This window comes from Paenarthrobacter sp. JL.01a (assembly GCF_025452095.1).
In the GTDB taxonomy this organism is placed as follows: domain Bacteria; phylum Actinomycetota; class Actinomycetes; order Actinomycetales; family Micrococcaceae; genus Arthrobacter.
In genome coordinates, this window is sequence record NZ_CP104877.1 from 4062532 (window position 1) to 4088804 (window position 26273).

General features: G+C 63.2%; 26 protein-coding genes. 17 read left to right on the plus strand and 9 right to left on the minus strand.

What is annotated here, in order from left to right; all coding sequences use genetic code 11:
- Positions 1 to 80 precede the first annotated feature (80 nt).
- Together N5P29_RS19260 and N5P29_RS19265 are read right to left on the minus strand one after the other, a co-directional pair.
- Positions 81 to 1271 carry an NAD(P)-dependent malic enzyme gene (locus tag N5P29_RS19260; RefSeq protein ID WP_262276384.1) on the minus strand — a complete coding sequence of 397 codons (1191 nt, stop codon included), beginning with the start codon at positions 1269 to 1271 and terminating at the stop codon, positions 81 to 83.
- Between the two features lie 282 nt (positions 1272 to 1553).
- Complete coding sequence (locus tag N5P29_RS19265; protein ID WP_262276385.1) at positions 1554 to 2162, minus strand: TetR/AcrR family transcriptional regulator; 609 nt, start codon at positions 2160 to 2162, stop codon at positions 1554 to 1556.
- A gap of 202 nt (positions 2163 to 2364) precedes the next feature.
- On the opposite strand from N5P29_RS19265, the gene N5P29_RS19270 reads away from it, so the two are divergent.
- From N5P29_RS19270 to N5P29_RS19280, 3 genes are all read left to right on the plus strand, one after another.
- Positions 2365 to 3492 (plus strand): FG-GAP repeat domain-containing protein, encoded by a 1128-nt coding sequence (locus N5P29_RS19270; protein ID WP_262276386.1) that lies wholly within the window; start codon positions 2365 to 2367, stop codon positions 3490 to 3492.
- Positions 3493 to 3542: 50 nt separating this feature from the next.
- On the plus strand, positions 3543 to 4688 hold the full coding sequence (locus tag N5P29_RS19275) for an FG-GAP-like repeat-containing protein (RefSeq protein WP_262276387.1): 1146 nt from the start codon (positions 3543 to 3545) through the stop codon (positions 4686 to 4688).
- Positions 4689 to 4914: 226 nt separating this feature from the next.
- Positions 4915 to 6075 (plus strand): FG-GAP repeat domain-containing protein, encoded by a 1161-nt coding sequence (locus N5P29_RS19280; protein ID WP_262276388.1) that lies wholly within the window; start codon positions 4915 to 4917, stop codon positions 6073 to 6075.
- Positions 6076 to 6077: 2 nt separating this feature from the next.
- On the opposite strand, the gene N5P29_RS19285 is transcribed toward N5P29_RS19280, so the two are convergent.
- Positions 6078 to 7379, minus strand: coding sequence for an MFS transporter (locus tag N5P29_RS19285; protein WP_262276389.1), 1302 nt, complete (start codon positions 7377 to 7379; stop codon positions 6078 to 6080).
- Positions 7380 to 7535: 156 nt separating this feature from the next.
- Between N5P29_RS19285 and rraA the strand changes: the two genes are divergently transcribed.
- From rraA to N5P29_RS19300, 3 genes are all read left to right on the plus strand, one after another.
- On the plus strand, positions 7536 to 8009 hold the full coding sequence (rraA, locus tag N5P29_RS19290; protein WP_262276390.1) for a ribonuclease E activity regulator RraA: 474 nt from the start codon (positions 7536 to 7538) through the stop codon (positions 8007 to 8009).
- Between the two features lie 129 nt (positions 8010 to 8138).
- The gene (locus tag N5P29_RS19295; protein ID WP_262276391.1) at positions 8139 to 9791 is read left to right on the plus strand and encodes an MDR family MFS transporter; all 1653 of its coding nucleotides are present in this window, start codon (positions 8139 to 8141) and stop codon (positions 9789 to 9791) included.
- Between the two features lie 332 nt (positions 9792 to 10123).
- Positions 10124 to 11596 (plus strand): sugar porter family MFS transporter, encoded by a 1473-nt coding sequence (locus N5P29_RS19300; RefSeq protein WP_262276392.1) that lies wholly within the window; start codon positions 10124 to 10126, stop codon positions 11594 to 11596.
- Positions 11597 to 11649: 53 nt separating this feature from the next.
- Here N5P29_RS19300 and N5P29_RS19305 read toward each other — a convergent pair whose 3' ends face one another.
- The 3 genes from N5P29_RS19305 to N5P29_RS19315 all read right to left on the minus strand — a co-directional run bounded on the left by N5P29_RS19305 (position 11650) and on the right by N5P29_RS19315 (position 13993).
- A complete protein-coding gene (locus N5P29_RS19305; RefSeq protein WP_262276393.1) occupies positions 11650 to 12888 on the minus strand; it encodes an MFS transporter in 1239 nt (412 codons plus the stop codon).
- A gap of 32 nt (positions 12889 to 12920) precedes the next feature.
- Positions 12921 to 13364 (minus strand): MarR family winged helix-turn-helix transcriptional regulator, encoded by a 444-nt coding sequence (locus tag N5P29_RS19310; protein ID WP_262276394.1) that lies wholly within the window; start codon positions 13362 to 13364, stop codon positions 12921 to 12923.
- A 122-nt stretch (positions 13365 to 13486) separates the two neighbouring features.
- Positions 13487 to 13993, minus strand: coding sequence for a GNAT family N-acetyltransferase (locus N5P29_RS19315; RefSeq protein ID WP_262276395.1), 507 nt, complete (start codon positions 13991 to 13993; stop codon positions 13487 to 13489).
- Between the two features lie 103 nt (positions 13994 to 14096).
- On the opposite strand from N5P29_RS19315, the gene N5P29_RS19320 reads away from it, so the two are divergent.
- The 5 genes from N5P29_RS19320 to cycA all read left to right on the plus strand — a co-directional run bounded on the left by N5P29_RS19320 (position 14097) and on the right by cycA (position 17946).
- Positions 14097 to 14426 carry a PadR family transcriptional regulator gene (locus N5P29_RS19320; protein ID WP_144662159.1) on the plus strand — a complete coding sequence of 110 codons (330 nt, stop codon included), beginning with the start codon at positions 14097 to 14099 and terminating at the stop codon, positions 14424 to 14426.
- Between the two features lies 1 nt (position 14427).
- Positions 14428 to 14793: a DUF1048 domain-containing protein gene (locus tag N5P29_RS19325; protein WP_262276396.1), complete on the plus strand. Its 366-nt coding sequence runs from the start codon at positions 14428 to 14430 to the stop codon at positions 14791 to 14793.
- Positions 14790 to 15572 (plus strand): ABC transporter ATP-binding protein, encoded by a 783-nt coding sequence (locus N5P29_RS19330; protein ID WP_262276397.1) that lies wholly within the window; start codon positions 14790 to 14792, stop codon positions 15570 to 15572. Before N5P29_RS19325 ends, N5P29_RS19330 begins: the two co-directional genes overlap by 4 nt.
- The gene (locus tag N5P29_RS19335; RefSeq protein ID WP_262276398.1) at positions 15569 to 16330 is read left to right on the plus strand and encodes an ABC transporter permease; all 762 of its coding nucleotides are present in this window, start codon (positions 15569 to 15571) and stop codon (positions 16328 to 16330) included. Before N5P29_RS19330 ends, N5P29_RS19335 begins: the two co-directional genes overlap by 4 nt.
- Positions 16331 to 16485: 155 nt before the next feature.
- The gene (gene cycA / locus N5P29_RS19340; RefSeq protein ID WP_262276399.1) at positions 16486 to 17946 is read left to right on the plus strand and encodes a D-serine/D-alanine/glycine transporter; all 1461 of its coding nucleotides are present in this window, start codon (positions 16486 to 16488) and stop codon (positions 17944 to 17946) included.
- A 114-nt stretch (positions 17947 to 18060) separates the two neighbouring features.
- On the opposite strand, the gene N5P29_RS19345 is transcribed toward cycA, so the two are convergent.
- The 3 genes from N5P29_RS19345 to N5P29_RS19355 all read right to left on the minus strand — a co-directional run bounded on the left by N5P29_RS19345 (position 18061) and on the right by N5P29_RS19355 (position 22020).
- Positions 18061 to 19209 (minus strand): mannitol-1-phosphate 5-dehydrogenase, encoded by a 1149-nt coding sequence (locus tag N5P29_RS19345; RefSeq protein ID WP_262276400.1) that lies wholly within the window; start codon positions 19207 to 19209, stop codon positions 18061 to 18063.
- Positions 19209 to 21233: a PTS mannitol transporter subunit IICBA gene (locus tag N5P29_RS19350; protein WP_262276401.1), complete on the minus strand. Its 2025-nt coding sequence runs from the start codon at positions 21231 to 21233 to the stop codon at positions 19209 to 19211. Before N5P29_RS19350 ends, N5P29_RS19345 begins: the two co-directional genes overlap by 1 nt.
- Before the next feature lie 64 nt (positions 21234 to 21297).
- Positions 21298 to 22020 (minus strand): TetR/AcrR family transcriptional regulator, encoded by a 723-nt coding sequence (locus N5P29_RS19355; RefSeq protein WP_144662142.1) that lies wholly within the window; start codon positions 22018 to 22020, stop codon positions 21298 to 21300.
- Positions 22021 to 22149: 129 nt separating this feature from the next.
- Here N5P29_RS19355 and ptsP point away from each other — a divergent pair, with 129 nt between their 5' ends.
- The 6 genes from ptsP to N5P29_RS19385 all read left to right on the plus strand — a co-directional run bounded on the left by ptsP (position 22150) and on the right by N5P29_RS19385 (position 26178).
- The gene (gene ptsP, locus N5P29_RS19360) at positions 22150 to 23850 is read left to right on the plus strand and encodes a phosphoenolpyruvate--protein phosphotransferase (RefSeq protein ID WP_262276402.1); all 1701 of its coding nucleotides are present in this window, start codon (positions 22150 to 22152) and stop codon (positions 23848 to 23850) included.
- Between the two features lie 24 nt (positions 23851 to 23874).
- On the plus strand, positions 23875 to 24153 hold the full coding sequence (locus N5P29_RS19365) for an HPr family phosphocarrier protein (protein ID WP_039243297.1): 279 nt from the start codon (positions 23875 to 23877) through the stop codon (positions 24151 to 24153).
- A gap of 32 nt (positions 24154 to 24185) precedes the next feature.
- On the plus strand, positions 24186 to 24593 hold the full coding sequence (locus N5P29_RS19370; protein ID WP_262276403.1) for a helix-turn-helix domain-containing protein: 408 nt from the start codon (positions 24186 to 24188) through the stop codon (positions 24591 to 24593).
- 80 nt (positions 24594 to 24673) lie between these two features.
- Positions 24674 to 24925 carry a hypothetical protein gene (locus N5P29_RS19375; protein ID WP_262276404.1) on the plus strand — a complete coding sequence of 84 codons (252 nt, stop codon included), beginning with the start codon at positions 24674 to 24676 and terminating at the stop codon, positions 24923 to 24925.
- A gap of 68 nt (positions 24926 to 24993) precedes the next feature.
- The gene (locus N5P29_RS19380) at positions 24994 to 25779 is read left to right on the plus strand and encodes an alpha/beta fold hydrolase (protein WP_262276405.1); all 786 of its coding nucleotides are present in this window, start codon (positions 24994 to 24996) and stop codon (positions 25777 to 25779) included.
- A 135-nt stretch (positions 25780 to 25914) separates the two neighbouring features.
- Complete coding sequence (locus N5P29_RS19385; RefSeq protein WP_262276406.1) at positions 25915 to 26178, plus strand: DUF6480 family protein; 264 nt, start codon at positions 25915 to 25917, stop codon at positions 26176 to 26178.
- Positions 26179 to 26273: the final 95 nt, after the last annotated feature.

A 26273-nucleotide genomic window follows, 5' to 3' on the forward strand; every position in this document is an offset into this window, starting at 1 on the left:
GGTGCCTTGGAAACCAAGAACGACGGCGACGCTCCCCAGCACGGGAGGCGTCGCCGTCGTCGTTCTTGCGTTGGTAGCCGCTACTCGGCGACTGCAGCGGCAACAGCCGCGGTCACCGCAGGAGCCACACGGGCGTCGAGCGGGCTCGGCACGATGTACTCCGCGGAGAGGTCTTCGGCGGCCAGCTCAGCAATGGCGTTGGCAGCGGCGATCTTCATGGCGGGCGTGATGCGGCGTGCCTTGGCATCCAGTGCACCGCGGAAGATTCCCGGGAAAGCCAAAACGTTGTTGATCTGGTTCGGGAAGTCGCTGCGGCCGGTGGCAACAACGGCTGCGTACTGCTGTGCGACCTCGGGCAGGACCTCCGGGTCCGGGTTGGACAGGGCGAACACGATCGACTGGTCGTTCATGAGCTTCAGGTGCTCTTCGTCCAGCTTGGAAGAAGAAACGCCAACAAACACATCGGCGCCGGTCAGTCCCTCGCCCGGGCCGCCGGTGACGCCACGCGGGTTGGTGCGCTGGGCCATGCGGGCCTTGACACTGGAGGGGTCGGCGGCGAGGTCGGCGCGCTCGGCGTTGACCACGCCCTTGGAGTCAAGGAGGATCACATCCTCGATGCCGACAGCCAGGAGGATCTCGGCGATGGCGATACCTGCGGCACCGGCACCGGAGACAACAACCTTCAGGCCCTGGAGCTCGCGCTTGGTCACCTTGGCTGCGTTGGTCAGGGCAGCGAGAACCACGACGGCGGTGCCGTGCTGGTCATCGTGCATGACGGGGCAGTCGAGGGCTTCGATGAGGCGCTCTTCGAGTTCGAAGCAGCGGGGTGCGGAGATGTCCTCGAGGTTCACTGCGCCAAAGCTCGGGCGGAGGCGGACCAGGGTCTCGATGATCTCGTCCACATCCGTGGTGTTCAGGACCAGCGGAATGGAGTCGAGGTCTCCGAAGGACTTGAACAGGGCGGACTTGCCCTCCATGACGGGAAGGGACGCACTGGGGCCGATGTTGCCGAGCCCCAGCACCGCAGTGCCGTCGCTGACCACTACAACAAGGCGCTCGGCCCAGGTGTGGGTGCGGGCAAGCTTGGGGTCGGCGTGGATTGCGCGGCTCACCTGGGCAACGCCCGGGGTGTATGCGATGGAGAGGTCACGCTTGTTGTTCAGCGGCACGGTGCTGGAAATGGTCAGCTTGCCGCCTTCGTGGGCTGCGAAGATCTCTTCTTCGCTCAGTACCAGGGCGTCGTTGTCAGTTGCAATTGTCTCGATGGACACGTCTTTGTCTCCTCAGGCTAGCCGTGGACCCACGGCATGGTTCGGGCAGGAACAGAACTGATGTGCGGACCAAGGGTGGCTGGTCCGGCGTTGCTTCTGCAGATAGGGGGCTGCTAGCCGCTTCGGTAGTTCCAGCCTAGGGAGGCCCGAGGGGTACAAGATTCAATACCAAAAGAGACGATTCGAGAGTAAAACGTTCAACCAACGCTAATAGTGAGCTACATCACGCGAGAAACCGTGTTTTGGGCGGCAATCGGTCTAGACCACCGTTGGATTGTTTCGCTATTCGCCGGACATGAGGGAGCACGCCCTCTTCAGGTCCTTCTCGGCTTCGAACAAGGACAACCTGCGGCAGCGGACCGCCTGGACCAACCCGCTGACCAAGTGCAGCAAAATCCTGGCCTTCACTGTGTCCTTGCCGGTGTCCTTGCTCAGGGAACCCACGACTTCCTCCGAGAGCGCATCGACTTCGCGCAACAACTGGGCCGTGTCGTCATCCTTGCCAGCGGGGCGGATCAGGCAATGCTCCACACCGGGCTGCATCACGCGGAGGTGGAAAATCTCCATCATCAAACCCGCGAGCGCGTGGCCCTTGCCTTCGCGCTGACGGGCCCCCTCCCGCAACTCCCGCAGCTGCTGCCTGTAGACGGCCAGCATCAGGTGGGCCGTGGAGGGAAAGTACCGGTAGAGAGTTCCCAGCGGTACGTCGGCACGGGCAGCAACATCGGAAAGGCTCAACGTGTCGAACTGCCGCTGCGCGAAGCCCTCGGCCGTCTTCAGGATGCGGGCATAGCGGAGCTGCTGCCGCGGGGTGGTGGGCGCAGCAGCCATACGGGGAAGCCCCGTGGTCAGGTCAAGGGAGTACGGTTCCAGTGAGTTGGTTACGGGCATTTCCGGCGATCTCTTGGCAGGCTGACAAGGCGGTGGCCGGCCGGCGTGAAAGACCCGCGGCTGGCCGATCGCATCAATGATACGGGAGCAACATGACCGTTCCCTGAGAGCCTCCCACGGAGCTCCACGAGCTGCCGGTCCCGGAAATCGCGCCCCTGCCCGCATACACTTTCATGCAGGTTCAGACCCACAGGAGGAACGTATGGGGACATTACGACGCCGGATGGCAGCAGCGCTGCTGACCGCCACAGTAGCGGCCATGGCACTTAGCCCTTTGCCGGCGTCGGCGGCTCCCAGCAACGGACCCGATCCGCTACTCAACGGTCAACCGTTCGTGGGCAAACAGCTGAACGCGGACATCGGCCCGTACACTTTCTACGGTTGCGGAGGCGGCAAAGGCCCCGACTACTCGATCTACTGGACCCGGGACGGCTTCCTCGTTGCCGGCGAAACGGCGACAAGCTACAACCTCGAAGCTGACGACACGGGCTCGCGGATGGCCGTGCACGTCACGGCCAGCAAGACCGCTTGCGGCGGGGAATCCCTGCACAGCGCCGAGACCCGGCCGGTTGGTGCCGTGAACCGCGCGGCAGGATTCACCGGCCGCAGCTTCGAACTCCTGACCCGGGCAAACGACGGGTCACTTCTTCTGTACGGACGCACCGGCGCTGCGTGGGACGCGCCCCGGACCGTGGGCTACGGCTTCAACATCTTCAATACTGTCTTCTCCCCCGGCGACTTCGACGGAGACGGCAAGAGCGACATGATGGTCCGTGATTCCGCCGGCGGACTCTACCTGTTCAGCGGCGACGGGGCGGGCGGATGGAAGCCCGCGCGAGCCATCGGCAACGGCTGGAACATTTTTGACGCCATCATCGGCCCGGGCGACTTCAACGGCGACGGCAACAACGACATCCTCGCCCGGGAACCCGGCGGCACCCTCTATCTTTACCCGGGCAACGGTGCCGGAGGCTGGTTGCCGCGGACCGCCGTCGGAACCGGTTGGAATGTGATGAACGCCTTGGTGACTCCCGGCGACTTCAACGGTGACGGGAACGTGGACCTGCTGGCGCGCGACAGCAACGGGTACCTGTTCGTTTACACGGGCAACGGCGCCGGTGGCTGGTCGCGGTCCTGGATGGTCGGCGTTGGCTGGAACGCACTCAAGTATGTGGGCGCTGCCGGCGACTTCAACGGTGACGGCTTCCCCGATGTCTACGGAGTGGACCAACAGGGCCGCCTGCTGACGTACTACAGCGACGGTCGGGCCGGCTGGAAGGGATCAGAAGCCGCGGGCGCAGGCTTCGGCTGGTTCACAGCAATCTTCTAGAAAACTACGGACGCTGTACCATTAACCCCATAAAGTCTGGGGAGGACACAATGTACGCTCCATCACGCCTGGGGTCTGGCGTGCGTCGAGCGGTTGCCGCGACAGTGGCTGCGATGGTCGCAGCCGTCTTTGCGGGGCCCGCGCCCGCCATGGCCACCATGGATCCGGAACCGCCCGTCATCACCGGTGCACCTTTCGTCGGATCAACGCTCACTGTCACGTGGGACCCCTATGCCTATAAAGGGTGCGGCGCCGGAGCCGGTCCCGATACGCGGATCTACTGGACCCGGGACGGCGAAGTCGCTACGGACCATCCCACGTGGCCCAAGTACGTCCTGGGCGAGGAAGACCGTGGAAAGACCATCGCCGCCCACCTCGTGGCCGCCTACCCGTGTCAGGACATGGAAGTAGCAAGCGCGGAGACCGCGCCCATTTCCGACTCCAACCGGCCCAACGGCTTTACGGGCCGCGGCGCCTTCGAACTGCTCGCACGCCGCTCCGACGGCACCCTCCTCATGTACCCGCGGATCAACAACGCCTGGGAACCGGCGCGAACCGTGGGCGTTGGATGGAACATCTTCCCCACCGTGCTGGCACCGGGCGACTTCGACGGCGACGGCAACAACGATGTCGTGGGCCGGGACTCGGCAGGGGGCCTGTACCTCTACAGCGGCAACGGTGCCGGCGGTTGGAACGGTCCCCGGAAGATCGGGACGGGGTGGAACATCTTCACCTCGCTGGTGGCCCCGGGTGACTTCAACAGCGACGGCACCAACGACATCATGGCCCGCGACGCCAACGGAGTCCTTTACCTCTACCCCGGCGACGGACATGGCGGCTGGTTGCCGCGGACCGTGATCGGCCAGGGCTGGAACGCGCTGGATGCGATCATCACCCCGGGCGACTTCGACGGCGACACCAACGTGGACATCCTGGGCCGGGACTCTGCCGGCAACCTGAGGCTTTACAGCGGCAACGGCGCCGGGGGCTGGAACGGCATGGCCGTCGTCGGCCAGGGCTGGGGCGGCATGAGCAAGATCGGCAGCGCAGGTGACGTCAACGGTGACGGAAAGCCGGACGTCTTTGCCGTGGACGGCGCCGGGCAGTTGCGCGCCTACTACGGCAACGGTTCCGCCGGCTGGGCGGGAAGTGCTGTGGTCGGCTGGGGCTGGGGCGGATTCACGGACCTGTTCTAGTTTTTAGGCATTGAGGGCCCCGTACGGAGACATCCGGACGGGGCCCTTCGCCATAAATGGGCACCCTCTATGCCAGCGCTCCTGCAGGCGGTAGTGTCATCCCAATTGATCTCTTTCGGCCATCTCCGTGCCGCCTTATCTCTTGGGGGAATCCTTGGGTCTCAACCCTGTCCTGCGCGCGCCCGCGCGCCGCAGAACCAGACACTTTCTAACAGTCGCACTGTCCGTGGCACTGATCTTGACGCCGGCTGCAGCTGCCGGCGCTTCCGCGCCTACCGTGGCCGCTCCACAGCTGCCCGCCGTGTCAGCACCACTTCGCACAGTGTGGCTCAACGCTGTGGAGATCCAAGGGGATCCCACCTTGGGCGGCCGCCTTCATATGATCCTTTACAGCCCGCCGCAGGTAACGCCGGCAGGTGGCCAGCCCACCTTTACCTATAAGTGGACTCGCGACAACGTAGTCATCCCCGGCGCTAACCAAGCCTTATACAGTCCTGTTGCCGCTGATGTGGGCCATACCCTGTCAGGCTCAATAACGGCTACTTTCGACGCAACCTCGTCCGCAACCCAGACCGTCCACAACCCCACGGTCATTGGCGCCAAGGCCCGTTCCTGGGGCTTCAATGGCGACGGCACGGCAGATGTGTTCGCGCGCAATGCCTATGGTCAGCTGTTGCTCTACCCAACGGATGGGCGTGGACATTGGCATGCCCCCCAGGTGATCGGAACAGGCTGGCATATTTATGACTTCCTTCTCTCACCCGGCGACTTCGATGGCGACGGCAACGTGGATGTTATGGCCAGGGACCCCCAGGGACGCCTCTTCCTCTACTCAGGGAACGGCGCGGGAGGCTGGATCGTAGCCAAGCAGGTTGGCCAAGGATGGCAGGGCTTCAGGGACATCATCGGTGCGGGTGACTTCAATGGCGACGGCACCAACGACATCATCGCCCGCGATTCCGCCAACAATTTGTTCCTGTACCCAGGCGACGGCCGCGGCGGCTGGCTTTCCCCGACTCAAATTGGCTTTGGGTGGGGCAATGCAAGCCTGCTCACAGCAGTTGGCTACTTTACTGGCAGCGAGGCGCTCTCCCTCGTATACAAGAATCAGTACAACGGTTTGATGATCAGCGAAGGCCCTCGAACCGGGAAGTTCCTCGGTGCCGATACAACAGGTTACGGATGGCAGGTCATGTCCCGTCTGGGTGGACTCGGCGATTTCAACGGCGACGGCGACCCTGACATATACGGCATCGACTACAACGGGCAAATGGTCATGTACTACGGAAACGGCGCCGCCTACCAAATAAGCGGTTGGTTTGCGGGCTACTGGAAGGGCCAGGCGACAGTCGGAACTGGCTGGAACGTCATGAACTACGTCTTCTAGGCCTACTCGACGCTCTTGATCTTCACCACGAACACGGCGCCCAGAAGCCCGATGACTGCGGCGGCTACGTACAGCGAAACGTAGCCGCCCCAGTACTGAACGAACACAAAGGCGATCGCCGGGGCGATCACTTGGGGCAATGAATTCGCGATGTTGATGACACCCAGATCCCGGCCGCGGTCCAAAGCCGTGGGCAGGACCTGGGTGATCAGCGCGAAGTCCACCGCCAGGTAGGCCCCAAAGCCGATGCCAAGTACGGCCGCGCCGGCAAGCCCGCCGATCCACGTCGCAGCGAAGGCAAGAATCAGAGACGCCGCGGCAATGATGACCGACGACGCTATGACCAAGGGCTTCCGCTTTCCCATCCGGTCACTGACCCGCCCACCCAGGACACTGGTGATGATGACCATGACGGCGTAAAGCCCTGTCAAAACCAGCACACCGAACTCGGGCTCGATCCCTTGCGTTTCCTTGAGGCGGACAATGTCGCTGAGGAAGAAAAGCAGATACAGGGTGATCATGTGGTTGCCCGTGCTGACCAGCAACCGCGTAAGCCAGGCCCATGCAAAGTCCGGGTAGCGCTTCGGCGAAACCCAGAAACCCTTGACGAACTGCCACAGGCTGAACGGCGGCCGCTCCTGCGGCGGGAGGGGCTGGTCATCGCTCTTGAAGAGATAAAGCACGACGCCGGCGAGCAGCGCCGCTGCGCACACCCAGTACCCTGCGGCAAAGTCTCCGGCCACGACGGCGGCGATCACGGCGCCAACGAGGATACCTACCGTCTGCCCCATGGCGGCCAGGCCACCAACAGTTCCACGCTGCGGCACTGGAACCCTGTCCGGTACGGCTGCAGTGATGGCCGAGTACATGGCATTGGCACCGGCCTGCACGAGGCACCACAGGACAGTCATCACAGCCACGTTGGGCGCACCGGCCAAGGCAACCAGGGCCACGGCGCCGAGGATGGCACCCATGAGCACCCAGGGAACCCGGCGGCCGTAACGGGACGTGGTCCGGTCACTGAAAGCTCCGAACAAGGGGTTCGCCACCATGGAGACAGCAGCGCCGCATCCGGTGACCAGGGCAAGGATTGCTTCCTTCTGGCCCTCGTCGAAGTGGGCCGCCTGCTGGCCCAGGAGGACCTGGAGGGGACCAAAGAACGCGGCGTTAATGCCAAGGTTGACCAGCACCACGCCGGTGATCCACACAGGCCTGACACGGACCACAGGATCGGCCAGGGCTGTACCCCCGGCACGGACAACAGCAGGATCCGGCACCGGCCCCGGAAGGTCGGACAAGCTCATGGCAGTTTCCCCCTCATTTTGTGTGTGGACTCAGCCTAACGCGGCGCAGTGACACCTGAACCGCGGTCGCGTCGTTTATCCACATAGCTCGAAATACGCACGGTCCGGGTCACATGGACGCGTTAGTGTGGCCTCAAACCACTTGGAAGGAGCACTATGAGCGAGCAGATAAATACAGCCGATCTCTACGACGAGCGCGGCGAGGACCTGGAGTCCCTTGCCATCCAGTTCCACAACCTCGGTGGACACACGCACTTCAGCGGCCCGGTCCGCACCATCCGGTGCTTCGAAGACAATGCATTGGTGAAATCCGTCCTGGGTACTCCGGGTGAGGGCGCGGTCCTGGTCATTGACGGTCAAGGTTCCCTGCGGACCGCCCTGATGGGGGACATGATTGCTGACAGTGCTGTGGAAAACGGCTGGGCCGGTGTGATCATCAACGGGGCCATCAGGGACCGCGAAGCAATTGCCCGCTTGCCTTTGGGGGTCAAAGCCCTCGGAAGCAACCCTCGGAAGAGCGCAAAGACAGGTGCCGGGGAGCTCGACGTGGAACTCGTGATCGATGACGTCCGCATCCGGCCGGGAGCCATGATCTACAGCGATCCGGATGGCATCTTGCTGGAGCGCTGAGACCGGCGGGCGTCTTGGAGGGCCCGGGAGGAGAAATATTTTCCCGCTGGGAATGAACTGGGCGTTAGGATAGTTACTGAAAGCAACTATCCTGCTTAATCCCACTTTTCTGCCATCTCTGGAGAAGATATGTCCAATTCCACGCCCGTTCGGGCCGCTGGTGAAGTTCTGACCCATCGTCAGACACTCACCGTCATGGTGGGACTCATGCTCGGCATGTTCCTGTCCTCGCTGGACCAGACCATCGTGTCCACGTCCATCTACACCATCGCCAACGACCTCGACGGCCTGTCCCTTCAGGCGTGGGCCACCACGGCGTACCTCATCACCTCTACTGTCAGCACGCCCTTGTACGGCAAGCTCAGCGATATCTTCGGCCGGCGGCCCTTGTACCTCACCGCCATCCTGATCTTCCTGGCCGGCTCGCTGTACGCGGGGTCCGTGCACTCCATGACCGAACTCGCCATCGCACGCGGCATCCAGGGCCTGGGCGCCGGTGGCCTCCTGGCGCTGGCCCTGACCATCATCGGTGACATCGTCGCCCTGAAGGACCGGGCCAAGTACCAGGGCTACTTCATGTCGGTGTTCGGCATCTCGTCTGTTCTTGGCCCGGTCATTGGCGGCGCCTTCGCAGGTTCTTCGAACATCCTGGGCTTTGACGGCTGGCGTTGGGTCTTCTTCATCAACCTTCCCATTGGCCTCGCTGCGCTTGTGGTGGTCTTCCTGTTCCTGCACCTGCCGGCCCGGCACGTCAAGCAGAAGATTGACTACTGGGGTGCCGCCGCCATCACGCTGGCCATTGTTCCGCTGCTTCTGGTGGCAGAGCAGGGACGCACGTGGGGCTGGGCTTCGGCGGGATCGTGGCTTTGCTACGGCCTTGGCGTCATCGGCATCGTGGCCTTCCTCCTGGCCGAGCGGCGCGCAGGGGACTATGCCCTGATCCCGTTGCGGCTCTTCAAGAACTCCACGTTCGGCCTGTCCTCGCTGTTGAACTTCATCATCGGTATCGGCATGTTCGGTGCCATCGCCATGCTGCCCATGTACCTGCAGCTGGTGAAGGGCTTGACGCCTACCGAGGCCGGCCTGATGATGATCACGTTCACTGTGGGCATCCTCTTCGGGTCCATCTCCGCTGGACGCACGATTTCCTCGTCCGGCGTCTACCGGATCTTCCCGATCCTGGGTACTGCCATTCTGGCGGGTGCAGCCACAGTGATGGGCCTGGTCCTGGGAGTCGACACCGGGCTATGGGTTCCCGGCCTGATCGCCGTGTTCTTCGGCGTCGGACTCGGCTTCTGCATGCAGCCGCTGACCCTCGCCATGCAGGTTTCCGTTCCTCCAAAGGACATGGGCGTCGGCACGTCCACCGCCGCGTTCTTCCGCTCCATGGGCGGCGCTGTTGGAACAGCAGTATTCATCTCCATGCTGTTCAGCACGGCTGCTGACAAGATCGCCGACGGCATGAAGAACGCTGTATCGAGCCCGGACTACCAGGCAGTCATGCGGGATCCTGCTGTGGCTTCGGACCCGGCGAACGCCAAGCTGTTCGACTTCTTCAAGAACGGTGCCAACAACGATTCGTTGAACGACACCAGCTGGTTGCACGCGGCCAACAGCACGCTCACCCGGCCGATCACGGAAGGCTTCGCACAGGCAATCGATGTAGTGATGCTGACCGCCGCTGGCCTGATGATCATCGCGTTCCTGATCAGTTTCGCGCTGCCGAACAAGAAGCTCACGGATCCCAAGGCTGCTGCCAAGGATTCAGTTCCGGCGCACTAGCTAACCGCGGTTCCATGCGACATACGCCCTGACGGCGGCCCTTGGGGATGTCACCATCCTCGCGGGCCGCCGTCGTGCTTTGCGTTCAATAAGTGGATCCAAGCAGCGGCGTCGTGCCGCCGAGGAGGCTGGCATTGACTCCCAGGGAACGTTCAGCGCATAGCCAGAGCCTGTTGGGTTAAGAAAGTGAATGCATGTCACGTCCATCACTTGACTGGAACTTGGCGGATATGACGTGCCACACTGTGTAGCGCGAGTGCACCGGCGTCCCCGTCGGAACAGCCGACGACGTCACGCATCGCAGCCCCCAACACCTTTCCCAAGGGAGACCCATGTCCAGTCCCAGCACCGAAGCAGGCGCGCCCCACGTTTCACGGAAGGTGATCGGCCTCGCTGTCGCCGGCGCAGTGGGTGGCTTCCTTTTCGGCTTTGATTCCTCCGTGGTTAACGGCGCCGTGGATGCCATGGCGGGCGAATTCGCCATGAGCGAGGCACTCACCGGATTCGCCGTTGCCGTGGCACTGCTCGGTTGTGCCGTGGGTGCCTACCTGGCCGGCAAAGTTGCCGACCGTTATGGGCGCATTCCCGCGATGAAGATCGGTGCGCTGCTGTTTCTGGTAAGTGCTATTGGAACCGGCCTGGCCTTCAGCGTGTGGGACCTCATCTTCTGGCGCTTGGTTGGCGGCCTCGGCATTGGCCTGGCGTCTGTGATTGCCCCCGCCTACATCTCGGAAATCTCGCCGAGGCATGTCCGCGGCCGTTTGGCATCACTCCAGCAATTGGCCATCACCACGGGTATCTTTGCCGCGCTGCTCTCCGATGCGGTCCTGGCAAACTCGGCCGGCGGTGCCGGTGAAACCCTGTGGCTGGGCATTGAAGCGTGGCGGTGGATGTTCATCGCCTGCGCAGTTCCCGCCGCCGTCTATGGCTGGATCGCTTTCCGCCTGCCCGAGTCGCCGCACTTCCTGGTGCTCAACGGCAAGGAAGACCAGGCCCGCACCATCTTCACCAGACTGATCCCTGGCGACGACATCGACCGCCACATCCGCGAGATCCGTGAATCCATCCAGCAGGAAAAGCTCTCCACAAAAAAGGGTTCCTTGCGCGGCAACCGCTTCGGCCTGCTGCCTGTGGTGTGGATCGGCATCATCCTGTCGGTGCTGCAGCAGTTTGTTGGCATCAACGTCATCTTCTATTACTCGACCACCCTGTGGAAGGCTGTCGGTTTCCAGGAGAAGGACTCGCTGACCATCTCGGTTGCCACGTCCGTCACCAACATTCTGGTGACCCTTGTGGCCATCGCGCTGGTGGACCGCATTGGCCGCCGACCCATCCTGCTCACCGGCTCCATCGGCATGGCTGTATCGCTGGGGGTTATGGCATTGGCCTTCTCCTCAGCTCAAGGATCAGGGGCGGACATCACCCTTCCCGGCGCGTGGGGACCGATCGCTTTGGTCGCGGCCAACGTGTTCGTGATCAGCTTTGGTGCCTCATGGGGTCCGCTGGTATGGGTGCTGCTGGGTGAGATCTTCCCGTCCCGCATCCGCGCCCGCGCGCTCGGCCTGGCCGCTGCTGCGCAGTGGATCGCCAACTTTGCCATCACATTGAGTTTCCCGATAATGGCGGCAGGTTCGCTGCCCCTGACGTATGCCATGTACGCGGCGTTCGCGGCGGCGTCGTTCTTCTTCGTGATGTTCAAGGTTCCCGAAACGAACGGCATGTCCCTGGAGCAGGCCGAAACCCTGTTCGTTCCCAAGGGCGCACCGGTGGCACCGCTGCCGGTCACTTCGGACGAAGGCAAATAGCAAACAAAGAAGCCCGGCGGATGCGATCCGCCGGGCTTCTTTGTTTGTGATTGCTAAACCAGGTGCGGTTCGTGGGACGACAGGAACTTCCGACCCCCGAACGCGATGAGGATGGCGATCACCATGGCAACGGCGCCCGCGAAGAACGGCACCTGCGGCCCGAAGTGCTCGCCGAGCTGCGCGGCGGCGAAGGGAGCAAGCGCGCCGCCCATCCAGCGGACAAAGTTATAACCGGCGGAAGCAACCGGACGCGGCGAGTCTGAGACGCCCATGGCCAGTTCCGTGTACACCGTGTTGTTGATGCCCAGCAGGGCGCCGGCCACGATCACCAGCACGACGACGGCAGGCACCGAGTGCCCCGCGGCCAGCCCCAAACCGATCAAGTCGAGCATAAGGACGGCCAGGGTGCCTGTCAGGACGTTCACCGCGCCAAAGCGCTTCTGCAGCACGGGCGCAACGAACACCGAGAACACAGCCACAGCCACGCCCCAGCCGAAGAAGACTCCGCCGATGCCGTAGGCATCCATGCCAAGGATGAAAGGCGTGAAAGCCAGGATCGTGAAGAAGCCGTAGTTATAAAAGAGGGCGCTGGCGGCCGTGGTGCGGAGGCCTTTGTGCCCGAGAGCCAGGAGCGGATCCCGGAGCCGGGACTTCCTGGCGGGCGCGGGTGTCTTGGGGAGCAACGCCAGCAGGGCAATGAACGCGATGGCCATCAGTACCGCCGTGCCAAAGAAGGGTGCACGCCACTGCCACCCGCCAAGGAGGGCGCCCAGCAGCGGCCCAAGCGATATGCCAAGGCCGAGGGCAGCCTCATAGAGGATGATCGCGGTTCCCGTTCCGCCGCTTGCGACACCGACAATCACGGCCAAGGCAGTTGCAACGAACAGCGCATTTCCAAGGCCCCACCCTGCGCGGAAGCCCACAAGCTGTTCAACGCTGCCGGAAAGACCGGACAACGATGCGAAGACCACAATGATCGCCAGGCCGATGAGGAGCGTCTTTTTCCCGCCGATCCTGGAAGAGACAAAGCCGCTGATCAGCATCGCTATCGCCGTCACCAGGAAGTAGCTGGTGAACAGCAACGACACTTCGCTGGTGGACGCCTGGAGGTTCCTGGCAATCGCGGGGAGGATCGGATCAACCAGCCCAATGCCCATGAAGGCAAAGACTGCGGCGAGCGCTGTCGCCCAGACTGCTTTGGGTTGCTTGAGGAACGAAGCCTTCTCCGCTTCGAGGGTGTTTTCGACGGTTGTTTCGGCGCTTGCTGAAGCGTCAGCCAACTGGCGTGACATTCAATTGCTCCTTGTTGGTGCGTGACTGGGTATTAGTTCTGGAACGAGCTGTTGATTTTGCTGATGACGGGAAGCGCCGCCGCCAGCGCGTCCACTTCCTCCGGGCTGAGGCCCTTCAGCAACTCCGCCACCATCGCGTTGCGGCGATGGTTAGCGGATTCGACGGCGGCATGCCCGGCTTTGGTGATGGCCACTTTGACCGCGCGGGAGTCATCGGGGTCGGGCTGGCGGGTCACCAGGCCGGCACGCTCAAGCTTGATGATCTGCTCGGTCGCGCTTGGGACCTTGATGCCCAGGTTTTTGGCGATGTCGCCAACCCGCAGGCCGGCACCCTCAATCATCGAAAGAAGGCTTAGCTGCGCGGCGGTGAGGTCGCCTTCCGGATCCAAGCGGCGGAACATGTAGACGCCCAACCGCAGGGCCTCACGGAATTCCTGCGCAAGGTCAATGAGTCTGGGACTGAAGCCATCATTCATATTTAGGTAGCCTAATAGTTAGGCACCCTAATAGTCAAGCCCTGGTGCACCCAACCAGGGGGCAGCAAATGTCGCAGTAGGGGTCCGTAGCGACGTTTACTGTCCCCTAGTTGGGTGAGGGGTTAGAGGGTGAGCTTCATGCCCTCGTGGCTCGCGACAAAACCGAGCCGCTCATAGAAGCGATGAGCGGCGACCCGGGATTTGTCGGTGGTGAGCTGAACGAGCGAGCATCCACGCTGGCGGGCCTGATCAATGGCCCACTGGATCATGAGCGCCCCAACGCCCTGCCCCCGCAGCGCACCGGAAACCCGAACCGCCTCGATCTGTGCGCGCCATGACCCCCGACGGGACAGGCCGGGGATATAGCTGAGCTGGAAAGTGGCCACAACCCCGCCGTCCAGTTCGCCCACCACCAAAAGGTGCGCAGGGTCGGCGTCGATCGCGTCAAAAGCCCGCTCGTATGGCGCCAAATCGTCGGCACTTTCGCGCGCGGCACCCAGCTGGTCGTCCGCCAGCAAGGCCAGGATCTGCGGCAGGTCGCCCTTCCGGGCGCGTCGAAGGGTGAAGGTCCCGGAGTCGACGGCGGCAGTCAGCAAGGTGGGCGAGGCGGCGGGTTCCGTAGTCACCACCCCAGCATGCCAAATTCTTCGGTATTCAGTATTGCTAAGTACCGGTACTTAGTTCTACTATGTAGTGGTAGCTAGCAATACTGAGTAGTGAAGGAGGTGTCCGATGGGCAAGCAAATGACAGAGATGCTCAAAGGCACTTTGGAGGGCATCGTGTTGGCCCTGCTGACCGGAAAGGCAGCGTACGGATATGAAATCACCACGCTGCTCCGGGAACAGGGCTTTACCGAGATCGCCGAAGGCACCGTGTACGCGCTGCTGGTGAGGATCGAACAAAAGGGGCTGGTGGACGTCGAGAAACGACCATCCGAAAAGGGCCCGCCCCGAAAGGTGTACACCCTCAACGCCCAAGGCAAAAAAGAACTGAACGAATTCTGGAACACCTGGAGCTTCCTGTCCGAACGGCTGGAACAGCTCCGCAAGGAAGGAAACTGACATGGCAGCAAAATGGATCGAACTGGTCACCGGATCACTCGAGCAGAAGAAGCAATACAAGCAGGCAAAGGCGCGGCTGGATGCCCTGCCCGAGCCGTACCTCACCGTAGCCACCGCATTCAACCGCTACCTCATGTACTACGGCGGAGTGACAGAAGGCGACACCATGGTGCAGATGTTCACGGACCTGGCCGATCTCTGGGAACGCGCCGCTGTGGACGGCACGCCGGTGAGCGCGATCGTCGGAGATGACCCCATCGAATTCGCCGAAACCTTCGCCCAGGCCTACGGCGGAAAACGCTGGATCGACAAGGAACGCGAGCGCCTCAACAAGGCCATAGACAAAGCGAAGGAAGCAGAATCATGACTGCTGCGGCAATCCAGGTAAAGGGCATCGAAAAGTCCTACAAGGATCTCCATGTACTCAAGGGCGTGGACTTCGAAGTTGCGAAAGGCAGTATTTTCGCCCTCCTCGGATCCAACGGAGCGGGGAAAACCACCATGGTGAAGATCCTGTCGACGCTGCTGACAGCCGACGGCGGTCAGGCCGCCGTCGACGGTTTCGACATCGGCTCCGAATCGCTTCAGGTGAGGCAGTCCATCAGCTTGACCGGGCAGTTCGCCGCGGTGGATGAGGTCCTCAGCGGGAAGGAGAACCTCATCCTGGTGGCCAAACTGCGCCATCTGAAGAACCCGGCCGGGATCGCGGACGAACTCCTTGCGCAATTCAGCCTCAGCGACGCCGGCGCCCGCAAAGTGGCGACGTATTCCGGCGGGATGAGGCGGCGCCTGGACATCGCCATGAGCCTGATCGGCAACCCGAAGGTGATCTTCCTGGACGAACCCACCACCGGGCTCGACCCGGAGGCCCGCATTGAGGTGTGGCAGATCGTCAAGAACCTCGCCACCAAGGGCACCACCGTGCTGCTCACCACCCAGTATTTGGACGAGGCCGAGCAATTGGCGGACCGCATAGCCATCCTTCATGAAGGACGCATCATCGCCAACGGCACCCTCGGCGAGCTCAAGCAGCTCCTGCCGCCGGCCAAGGTGGAATACGTGGAAAAGCAGCCGAGCCTGGAGGACATCTTCCTGGCACTGGTAGGAACCAACGGCAGCACCGAGTCAGTAAAGGACAGGTCATGAACACCCATTTCTTCGCAGACACCTCAGTCCTGCTGGGGCGCTCCATGCGTCACATCTTCAGGAGCGTGGACACCATCATCACCACCGCGATCACGCCAATTGCCCTGATGCTCCTGTTCGTCTACGTCTTCGGTGGCGCCATCAGGACCGACACGGATAACTACGTCAACTACCTGCTCCCTGGCATCATGCTGATCGCCATCGCTTCGGGTATCGCCTACACCGCGGTCCGGCTTTTCACGGACATGCAGAGCGGCATCTTCGAGCGGTTCCAGTCCATGCCCATCGCTCGCTCCTCGGTGCTGTGGGCCCACGTCCTTACGTCACTGGGTGCCAACGGGCTGTCGTTGTTGATCATCGTGGGGGTTGCGCTGCTCATGGGGTTCCGGACCTCCGCGAATGTGCTGGACTGGCTGGCCGTCGCTGGAATCCTGACGTTGTTTACCCTGGCGCTGACGTGGATCGCCATCATCGCCGGCCTTTCGGCGAAGTCGGTGGATGGCGCGGGAGGATTCTCCTACCCGCTGATCTTCCTGCCATTCATCAGCTCCGCCTTCGTCCCGACGGACACCATGCCGGGACCGGTCCGCTGGTTCGCCGAAAACCAGCCAGTGACGTCGATCGTGAACACCATCCAGGATCTGTTTGCCCAACAACCGGCGGGAAGCGATATCTGGGTCGCGCTGGCTTGGTGCCTGGGAATCCTTGTCGTCGCTTATGCCTTTGCGACAGCGGCCTACAAGCGGCAGATCGCGTAGCCGCACACTAACGGCCTAAGCTCCCTCTCAACAAGGGAGCTTTCGCCATGCAGACCGATTCGCCATTTGTCAGACATAAGCTATAGCTTTATCGAACCAGATCTGTAACGGCCGTCACCTTTTTGACGGTTCTTCCGAAGGGTTCTTGAACACTCATGTCTGACCAGACAACAACAGGGCAGCGTGCTGCCTCCAGCAGGGACAGCGAGCCCCACCTTTCACGCTCGCTCAGCAACCGCCACATCCAGCTCCTGGCCATCGGCGGCGCCATCGGAACGGGCCTCTTCATGGGCTCCGGCAAGACCATCTCCGTCGCCGGTCCCTCTGTGATCTTCGTGTACATGATCATCGGCTTCATGCTCTTCTTCGTCATGCGCGCCATGGGGCAGCTCCTGCTGTCCAACCTGAACTACAAATCGTTCAGCGACTTCGCCGGCGACCTCCTGGGTCCGTGGGCCGGCTTCTTCACCGGCTGGACCTACTGGTTCTGCTGGGTTGTCACCGGCGTGGCTGACGTCATCGCGATTGCGGGTTACGCCAACGAGCTATGGCCGGGCATCCAGCTGTGGATCCCGGGCCTGGCCACCATCATCATCCTGCTCCTGCTGAACCTGCCCACCGTGAAGGCCTTCGGCGAGACGGAATTCTGGTTCGCGCTCATCAAGATCGTGGCCATCGTGGCGCTGATCGTCGTAGGCCTGGTGATGATCTTCACCGGTTTCCAGTCCAACGCGGGTACGGCCAGCTTCACCAACCTGTGGAGCCATGGCGGCTTCTTCCCCAAGGAGTTCATGGGCTTCGTTGCCGGCTTCCAGATCGCCGTCTTCGCCTTCGTGGGCATCGAACTCGTGGGCACGGCAGCAGCTGAAACCAAGAACCCCGAGCACAACCTCCCCCGCGCCATCAATGCCATTCCCCTGCGCGTCATGCTCTTCTACGTTGGCGCCCTGATCATCCTCATGTCCGTCACCCCATGGACTGAGTTCAAAGCCGGCCAGAGCCCGTTCATCGCGATGTTCTCGCTGGCGGGCCTGGGCATGGCCGCTACCGTGGTGAACCTCGTGGTCCTCACCTCCGCCATGTCATCGGCCAACTCCGGCATCTACTCGACCTCGCGCATGGTCTACGGCTTGGCCAACGACGGCGATGCACCCAAGCTCTTCGGCCGCCTCTCCAGCCGCAAAGTACCCCGGAACGCACTGTTCCTTTCCTGCGTCCTGTTGCTCGCCGGCGTCGTCCTCCTCTACGCGGGCAAGGACGTCGGCGTGGCGTTCGACATGGTAACCACAGTGTCCGCAGTCTGCTTCATGTTCGTCTGGTCGATCATCCTGGCCAGCTACCTGGTGTACCGGAAGCGCCGCCCGGAACAGCACGCAGCCTCCGCGTTCAAGATGCCCGGCGGCGTGCCGATGGTGTGGGTGGTGTTCGCGTTCTTCGCCTTCCTGGTGTGGGCACTGACCACCCAGCCGGACACGCTCACCGCGTTGCTGGTGACGCCCATCTGGTTCGCGATCCTGGGCATTGCTTACGCAGTGGTCCGCCGCTCACCGCTTCACCAGGCCCGCGTGGCCGAATGGAAGGCGATGGCGGAAGCCGAAACCGCGGCAGCGCGCTAACCCTTAAAAGCGAAAGCCCGACGCCGGGCACCCACCTTGGGTGCCCGGCGTCGGGCTTTTAACAGCGAATAGTGAGAGAGGGTCTCCCTCAAACGCGTGGGATGTGAGAGAGGGTCAGAGCTCGGCTTGGCGGTCCTCCACCAGCTTCTGCACGGCTGGGAACAGCGGGTGCTGCGGCGTCAGTTCTGTCACTCGTTCGACGACGGCTGCCGCGTCCAGTTCGGACAGCAGCTTGACGAGCTCCACGGCTTCGTCGTCGGCTCCGTCGTCGAAACGCAGGGCCGCGGACATGGCCTCAAGCAATGCCACCGGGGTGACTCCGCGCTCGGCGAGTTCAGCCGCCGGGCCCACAAAACGCTCGTGCCGGCCGAGCTTCCGCAATGGGGCACGCCCCACACGCACCACCGTGTCCGGCAGGTGCGGGTTGGTGAAGCGCGAGAGGATCTTCTGCACGTACGCTTCCTGTGCAGCTTCCTCGAACCCGTGCTTGCCCACCAGGAGTTCCTTGGTCTCCTCCAGCACCGCACGGACCTTAGCGGCGACGGCTGGATCGGCCATGGCGTCGGAGATCTTCTCCAGCCCGGCCTGGTACCCGAAGTAGGCCGCCGAAGCGTGGCCCGTGTTCACCGTGAACAGCTTGCGCTCGATGTACGGTCCCAGCTCGTCCACGAACGTGGCGGCCGGGATCACCGGTGCATTGCCCGTGAAAGGCGTGCGGTCGATGACCCACTCGTAGAAGGTCTCCACTGTAACGTCCAGGCCTTGGCCCGCTGCCTGGTTGGGGACAATGCGGTCCACTGCGGTGTTTGCGAAAACCGCGACGCCGTCCAGGTCGCCTGCCGAGTCGTCCCAGGCCGCCCGGATCTCCGTGTGCAGGAGATCCGTGGCGTTGATGGCGTTCTCGCACGCCATCACCTGGAGGGGTGGGAGGTCCGCAGGCCGGGCGGCCAGCCCGCGGGCGATCACCGGGGCAACGAACTTCAGGATGTGGGGCCCCACCGCGGTGGTGACCACATCCGCCGTCGCGATTTCCTCCACGACCGCAGCTTCCTGCGTCGCGGAGTTAAGGGCCCGGAAGCCAGTAACTGTCTTGACCGCAGGGTTCTCGCCTACTTCATGGACGTCGTACGACTCCGCGGACGCGAGCTGGCTGATCAGGGCCTCGGCGACATCCGCGAACACCACCTCATAGCCTGCTTCGTGCAGCAGCAACCCCACGAAGCCGCGTCCAATATTGCCCGCCCCGAAATGGACTGCCTTCACTATGCGTTGACCTTTCCGAACAGCTCCAGGACTTCGTCCACCGTGGTTGCCTGCTCCAACTGGGCAACCTGTGCCTTGTTGGTGAAGATCTTGGCAATGGAGGACAGGATATGGAGGTGCTCGTTGTTGATGCCGGCCACGCCGACGACGAACTTCACTTGCTTGCCGCCCCAGTCGATGCCCTCCGGGTAACGGACAATGGACACGGCCGAGTGGTTGATGTGTTCCTTGGCGGCGTTCGTGCCGTGCGGGATCGCCAGGAAGCTGCCCATGTAGGTGGATACGGATTCTTCGCGCTCGTGCATCGCGTGGACGTAGCTCATGTCCACAGCACCACGGTCGAGCAGGAGCTGTCCGGCCTCGTCGATCGCGCTGTCGCGGTCGCGGGAAGTACCGTTCAGGACTACGCTTTCACGCAACAGCACGGCTTTACCTTCGACGGCGGCAGCCGGCTCAGCGGTGTGCGCGCCATGGGTGGGAGCTGCTGCGGCGGTCTCTGTGGTTTCTGCCGGTGCGCCCTCGCTGTTGCTGGCCCTCACGAGTTCAACGATCTCGTCGTAGCGCGGGCTGTTCATGAAGTTGTCCACCGAGTAGTGCACGGCGCTGGCCGTACGCGGCTGGGCCCTCTCGGTGAGGTCCTCGTGCGTCACGACGACGTCGTAGCTGTCGCTCAGGTTGGCGATGGCCGAGTTGGTGACCTTCACGTCCGGGAACCCTGCAGCCTTGATCTTGTTGCGAAGAACCGAGGCGCCCATGGCGCTGGAGCCCATACCGGCGTCGCAAGCGAACACGATGTTCTGGACAGGACGGGTCAGGACGGTTCCCTCGCCGCGGGCCGCGGCACGGTCACCGGCGCCCTCGCCGGTCAGTGCGGAGGAGACGGAGCTCTTCTTGCCCTTCATGGCTTCCATGCGGGAGGTAGCTTCGGTGAGGTCGTCCTCGCCCTTGTTCTTGGAGGTGCGCAGGATCAGGGAAGCGATCAGGAAGGAGACGGTGGTGGCCAGGACGACCGCCAGGATCACCCCAACGTAGCTGTCACGCGAGGTCTGCGCGATAACGGCGATGATGGAACCCGGGGCTGCCGGGGCAACCAGGCCGGAGTTGGTCAGGGCAAGCGTTGCAATGCCCGTCATGCCGCCACCGATGGCGGCGAGGATCAGGATCGGCTTCATCAGGACGTACGGGAAGTAGATCTCGTGGATACCGCCCAGGAAGTGGATGATCGCGGCACCGGGTGCCGAAGCCTTCGCTGCCCCACGGCCAAAGAACATGTACGCGAGCAGGATGCCCAGGCCCGGGCCGGGGTTGGCCTCGAGCAGGAAGAGGATGGACTTGCCCTGCTCAAGGGACTGCTGGACACCCAGCGGAGTCAGCACACCGTGGTTGATGGCGTTGTTGAGGAAGAGCACCTTGGCGGGTTCGATGAAGATGCTCGTGAGCGGGAGCAGTCCGTTGTCCACCAGGAACTGGACCACGTTGCCTGCGCCCTTGCTGAAGCCGGCGACCAACGGTGAAATGCCGTAGAACCCCAGCAGGGCCAATGCAGCACCCCAGATACCGGCAGAGAAGTTGTTGACCAGCATCTCGAAGCCGGGCCGGATCTTTCCGTCCCACAGGCGGTCGAGCTGCTTGATGGTCCAGCCACCAAGGGGACCCATGATCATGGCACCGATGAACATCGGGATCCCGGCGCCAACAATGACGCCCATGGTTCCAATGGCACCCACAACGCCGCCACGGACGTCATAGACCATCTTGCCGCCGGTGTACGCGATCAGCAGGGGCAGGAGGTAGGTGATCATGGGCCCAACAAGGCCCACGTTGGCAACACCTTCGGCGTTGGTACCGAAGCCACCAAGCTGGGGCACTGGGAGGTAGCCCTTTTCGATGAACAGGGCCGTGATCAGACCCCAGGCGATGAAGGCACCGATGTTGGGCATGATCATGCCGGAGAGGAATGTACCGAACTTTTGGACACCAACGCGCAGGCTGGTGCGGGGCTTCGCAACGGTCTCTGTTGCCATGTGAATTCCTAACGTGTGTCCCGCGGCGGCGCGGGGTCAGTCGATATAGATCGAGAGAGAGCAGCTAGGAGCTGCTGGAAATGCGGTGAAGCCACTCAAGGAAGAGCTTCAGTTCAGAGCTGGACAGTTGGTCTGAATGCGAGGCCTGCAGTGCCGCATTCAGGGCGATTGCCGCAACAACTACCGAGGACTTACCGGAGTCCTCCGCTGCGGCGCCACGGGCTGTGTCCGTGGAGACGGCGAAAATCATGGAATCCCGGGTCATCGTTGAGAGCTCGAGGTTCCGGTCTTCCACCGGTTCTGCGATCAGCATGAGCGTGACGCCCACGTTGGCCGCCAGGATGCTGCGTGCTGCTTCGCGGGGCGGCACGTTGATCTGACCGGCGATGGCGGCTTTGTTCAGCATCTCTTCCAGGAGCGCTTCAGCATCGGCCACGATTGCCGGGCGGCTTTCCGGCCTGATGTTGCCGAACATCACCAAGTACAGGTGGGGTTGGGTCAGCCCGAACTGGACGTGGTTGTCCCACATCCGCCGGACGTCTTCCAAGGGCTCCCCGGACGGTGCAAAATCCCGCTCCCCTGCCACGTACTCTTCGAAACCGGCTGAGACGACGGCGTCAAACAGTCCTTCTTTGTCACCAAAGTGGTGGTAGAGCGTTGGCGCCGTGACCCCGGCAAGCTTGGTGATCTGGCGCGTCGAGACCGCTGACCCCTCCGAATTCGCCAGCAATTCGGCAGCTGCGCGAAGCAACCGAATTTTCGGCGGAAGCTGGTCATCGAAACTCATAACCGCTACCCTAGCACCTATAGCATTGCTATATGAAGTAGCTCACAAGGAAATTTTGTAAGCTAAATTTGCAGGCTCCCGGTGCCGTCGCCGGCGGGTCTTGACCGACAAGCAGGAACAGAGGATTCAGTGCAGAATTTCCAAGGAGTTGGGGTTAGCCCTGGCCGCATCATCGGTTCCGTCCGCCAGATGCCCAAGCCGGTGAGTGAGCCGCCCTCGGGCGAACGCCTCGCCGCGGACGTCAGCCCGGAAGATGCCGTCGCGCGCCTGAAAGCTGCGGCACAGTCTGTCCACGACGAGCTCAAGGGCCGGGCGGACAGCGCCTCCGGCGACGGCAAAGCAGTCCTTGAAGCCACCGCACTGATGGCCAAGGACACCATGCTCCTGAAGTCGGCCGGCAAACTCATCAACGCCGGAACCTCTGCCGAGCGCGCCGTCTGGGAAGCCGGTGCCTCTGTCTCCGAAATGCTGCACAACCTCGGCGGCTATATGGCCGAACGCGCCACGGACGTGCTTGACGTGCGCGCACGCATCGTGGCCGAACTCCGCGGCGTCCCCGCTCCGGGCATCCCGTCCTCCGACAACCCCTTCATCCTGGTGGCCGAAGACCTCGCACCGGCAGATACTGCCACGCTGGACCCGTCCAAGGTCCTCGCACTGGTCACCTCGGGCGGCGGCCCCCAGTCCCACACCGCCATCATCGCCCGCTCGCTCGGCCTGCCCGCCGTCGTGGCCGCTCACGGCGTGGACGACATCGCGGACGGAACTGAAGTCTACGTGGACGGCGCGGCCGGTTTCGTGGCAGTTGAACCCACCGGGGAGCACCGCGCCTCAGCAACCGCGTGGGCTGAAACCTCCGCGACGCTGGCTTCGTTCGACGGAAACGGCACGACGGCGGACGGCCACCTGGTGCCGCTCCTCGCCAACGTCGGAGGTGCCAAGGACGCCGTGGCGGCAGCAGGTCTCGGGGCGCAGGGTGTTGGCCTGTTCCGCACCGAATTCTGCTTCCTCGAGCGGGACACCGAGCCCTCAGTGGACGAGCAAGCCGCCGCCTACAAAGCCGTGTTCGATGCCTTCCCCGGGAAGAAGGTGGTCCTTCGCACGCTGGATGCCGGCGCCGACAAGCCCCTCCCCTTCCTCACGGATGCCACTGAACCCAACCCTGCGCTTGGCGTTCGCGGCTACCGCACCGACTTCACCACGCCCGGCGTCCTGGAGCGCCAGCTTGAGGCAATCGCCCGGGCCGCGTCGGAGTCCGAAGCCGATGTGTGGGTCATGGCACCGATGATTTCCACTGCTGCCGAAGCCGGACGCTTCGCCTCGCTCTGTGCCGCTGCCGGAATCCAGACCCCGGGTGTCATGGTGGAAGTCCCCTCCGCCGCGCTGACCAGCGCCACCGTCCTGCGCGAGGTGGGCTTCGCCTCCCTCGGCACCAACGACCTCACCCAGTACGCCATGGCTGCCGACCGACAGCTGGGCCCCCTCGCAGAACTGAACACGCCCTGGCAGCCCGCGGTGCTCCGGCTCGTCCAGCTCACCGTGGAAGGCGCGGCCCAGGAAGGCGCCGGCCGCGAAGGCGCCAACAAGCCCGTGGGCGTCTGTGGTGAGGCGGCCGCGGACCCGGCCCTCGCCGTCGTCCTTACCGGTCTGGGTGTCACCACACTGTCCATGACCGCGCGCTCCTTGGCCGCCGTCGGGACAGTGCTGAAGACCGTCACCCTGGAGCAGGCACAGGAACTTGCCCGCCTGGCGCTGTCCGCACCCAGCGCCACCGAAGCCCGTGAGTGGGTCCGGGCCAAGCTCCCCGTACTCGAAGAACTCGGCCTCTAACCCGATCCACCACCAGGAGAAACCATGCCAGAACGCACAGCAACCGTAGCCAGCCGCTCGGGCCTGCACGCCCGGCCCGCCGCCCTGTTCGCCGAGGCCGCGGGCGAACAGCCGGTGGACGTCACCATCGCCATGCAGGGCCAGCCCGAAGATGAAGCGATGGACGCCGCCAGCATCCTGTCGCTCATGACGCTTGGCGCCGCCAAGGGCGACGTCGTGGTGCTGCGGGCCGAGGGTGACGGCGCCGAAGCAGCACTGGATGCCCTGGTGAAGCTGCTGGAAACGGACCTGGACGCGGAGTAAGTTCTTCCCTTCCCAGCCGCTAGGCTTCTGCCATGGCATTGATAGCTCCCCGGGTCACAGCGGGCCTTCCCGCCGACGACGCCCGGAACCTGGCGCGTTCCCTGAACGACAGCGACGACATCACCGTGTTCGTGGACGGCACGGTCCACCGCCTGCCGGACGCGGCCCGGGACGCCGTCGTCGACCTCTTGGCGAGACTTGGGCGGGGCGAAACGGTGACGGTCAGCAGCGTGGAGGAAATGCTCACCACCTCGCAGGCGGCGGAGCTTGCCGGGATCTCGCACACCTATTTGCGGAACATGACCGACCGCGGCGAGATTCCTGTGGAATACCGGGGAACGCATCGCCGGATCCGGCAGGCCGCCATCATGTCGTGGCTGGAAACCCAGAAGCGCCAGCAGGCCGAAACCGCCGACGCGGAGACTTCAAAAAGCGACTGAAAGTATCCGAGTGATAAGGATCAAGCAACGATCCCAGCCAACAGGCGGGCACCCGTAAAGGCCGGGGTTACGCTTGATCGGTGGGCAATTTCAAGGGGTGGCATATCGTGGCCGGTTTGGCTGCGCTGGCCCTTGCCATACCCTTGGGCTCGGCCATGGGTTTGAACTTTGTAGCCACTTTCATGTTCGCGTGCACGGTATTCGTAGCGGTCACCATGTGGACCGAGGCGAAAATCGCACGACGCCGGGAGGCAGCTGATGCGGCGGCCGCACCTGACGCTTCACGTCCGGCAGCAGACCCGGCTGAATCGGACGACGCGACCAGGGAGTAATCGCCTTCGTCCCTGATGCGGTTCAATAGCGGTATGGCTTCACGATCCCCGTACCTGGCTTGCCCCGCATGACCGCGCTGCTGTCCGCCGACATCGAGGTTCTCGGCCTGACCGGACGCATCGTCTGGACGGAAGGCACACCCGCGCCGGGCACTGCCCCGGAGGCGGCACCGGCCTACATCCTCATCCACGGCATTGGAGTCTCGCACCGCTACCTTGCCCGGTTGCACGCTGTGCTGGCCGCGAGCGCGCCCACGTATTCCCTGGACCTGCCCGGTTTCGCCGGGACGCCGCGGCCGGAACGGCAACTCCAGATCGAAGACTACGGAGCCTTCATTGCCGAAGCACTGGCATCGCGCGGGATCGACTCGTACGTTCTGGTGGGCCACTCCATGGGAGTGCAGTTCGCCATCGAGGCGGCCCTGCACCGGCCGGAGAGTGCACGGCACGTGGTGTTGATGGGTCCTGTTGTCGATTCCAGGCACAAGAACATCCTGCGGCAGTCGATTGCCCTGGGTTTGGACGGGATGCTGCGCGAAAGCCCCTCCTCGAATTGGATCGTGTTCAGCGATTATCTTCGCTGCGGGCCCCGCTGGTACTTCACCGAACTGCCCGTGATGATGAAGTACCCGACGGAGGAACGGCTCTCCCGGATACAGGCTCCGGTCCTGGTTCTCCGCGGAAGCCGGGACCAGGTTGCCGGACCGGAGTGGTCGCTCCGGCTTTCGCGGGCCGTAGCGCAGGGGCGGTTGGTTGAGATTCCCGGGGTGGGACACGTAGCCCAGCACATGCGGCCCAAGGCCGTGGCGGATGCCATCCGGAGCTTCGTCAACGCCACAACGCAGCACCGCTGAGGGATTGGGGACGACGCCGGCCCCACACGCGGGTGCCCCTTGTTGGGGGAAGCCGGATCACGTTAGGCTGGCGGGGCAAGCAAATTAGTAAGTTTACTTACGAACTGGTTCACCTTACTGACGAAAGGGTTCACCATGACCAGCTATGACCCGGAAGACGATCCCCAAACCTTCGGCGTGAGCGGCGCAACCGGACCCATTGACACCACAGCGGACGCGGACAGCATCCACGAGGACCCCGACATGCGCCAGGACGAGGACGATGATCCCGCAGCCTCAGCCAACCCGGATCCCCTGGACGGAATCGTCACGGGACTCGAGCCCGGTGGAGGGGTACCCCCGGGCGAAACGCCCCCTGCTGAAGGAAGCATGAGCAGCGACCAAGGGCACGAGGAGTAGTACCCGGCGGCACAGCTAACTCCGTTGCCAACCCGCTGTTGCGTTGCTGGCCAGCGACGCAACAGCGGGTTGGCAACGTGTTTGGCATTACCCGG

What these genes read in the sequence shown, in the direction of transcription:
- N5P29_RS19310 (WP_262276394.1), bottom strand. Translation starts at nt 13,364, where the DNA reads ATGAATGATGGCTTCAGTCCCAGACTCATTGACCTTGCGCAGGAATTC.
- N5P29_RS19295 (WP_262276391.1), top strand. Translation starts at nt 8,139, where the DNA reads ATGTCCAATTCCACGCCCGTTCGGGCCGCTGGTGAAGTTCTGACCCAT.
- N5P29_RS19300 (WP_262276392.1), top strand. Translation starts at nt 10,124, where the DNA reads ATGTCCAGTCCCAGCACCGAAGCAGGCGCGCCCCACGTTTCACGGAAG.
- rraA (WP_262276390.1), top strand. Translation starts at nt 7,536, where the DNA reads ATGAGCGAGCAGATAAATACAGCCGATCTCTACGACGAGCGCGGCGAG.
- N5P29_RS19380 (WP_262276405.1), top strand. Translation starts at nt 24,994, where the DNA reads ATGACCGCGCTGCTGTCCGCCGACATCGAGGTTCTCGGCCTGACCGGA.
- N5P29_RS19285 (WP_262276389.1), bottom strand. Translation starts at nt 7,379, where the DNA reads ATGAGCTTGTCCGACCTTCCGGGGCCGGTGCCGGATCCTGCTGTTGTC.
- N5P29_RS19325 (WP_262276396.1), top strand. Translation starts at nt 14,428, where the DNA reads ATGGCAGCAAAATGGATCGAACTGGTCACCGGATCACTCGAGCAGAAG.
- N5P29_RS19370 (WP_262276403.1), top strand. Translation starts at nt 24,186, where the DNA reads ATGGCATTGATAGCTCCCCGGGTCACAGCGGGCCTTCCCGCCGACGAC.
- N5P29_RS19355 (WP_144662142.1), bottom strand. Translation starts at nt 22,020, where the DNA reads ATGAGTTTCGATGACCAGCTTCCGCCGAAAATTCGGTTGCTTCGCGCA.
- N5P29_RS19330 (WP_262276397.1), top strand. Translation starts at nt 14,790, where the DNA reads ATGACTGCTGCGGCAATCCAGGTAAAGGGCATCGAAAAGTCCTACAAG.
- N5P29_RS19385 (WP_262276406.1), top strand. Translation starts at nt 25,915, where the DNA reads ATGACCAGCTATGACCCGGAAGACGATCCCCAAACCTTCGGCGTGAGC.
- N5P29_RS19265 (WP_262276385.1), bottom strand. Translation starts at nt 2,162, where the DNA reads ATGCCCGTAACCAACTCACTGGAACCGTACTCCCTTGACCTGACCACG.
- N5P29_RS19275 (WP_262276387.1), top strand. Translation starts at nt 3,543, where the DNA reads ATGTACGCTCCATCACGCCTGGGGTCTGGCGTGCGTCGAGCGGTTGCC.
- N5P29_RS19320 (WP_144662159.1), top strand. Translation starts at nt 14,097, where the DNA reads ATGGGCAAGCAAATGACAGAGATGCTCAAAGGCACTTTGGAGGGCATC.
- N5P29_RS19305 (WP_262276393.1), bottom strand. Translation starts at nt 12,888, where the DNA reads ATGTCACGCCAGTTGGCTGACGCTTCAGCAAGCGCCGAAACAACCGTC.
- N5P29_RS19350 (WP_262276401.1), bottom strand. Translation starts at nt 21,233, where the DNA reads ATGGCAACAGAGACCGTTGCGAAGCCCCGCACCAGCCTGCGCGTTGGT.
- cycA (WP_262276399.1), top strand. Translation starts at nt 16,486, where the DNA reads ATGTCTGACCAGACAACAACAGGGCAGCGTGCTGCCTCCAGCAGGGAC.
- N5P29_RS19365 (WP_039243297.1), top strand. Translation starts at nt 23,875, where the DNA reads ATGCCAGAACGCACAGCAACCGTAGCCAGCCGCTCGGGCCTGCACGCC.
- N5P29_RS19270 (WP_262276386.1), top strand. Translation starts at nt 2,365, where the DNA reads ATGGGGACATTACGACGCCGGATGGCAGCAGCGCTGCTGACCGCCACA.
- N5P29_RS19335 (WP_262276398.1), top strand. Translation starts at nt 15,569, where the DNA reads ATGAACACCCATTTCTTCGCAGACACCTCAGTCCTGCTGGGGCGCTCC.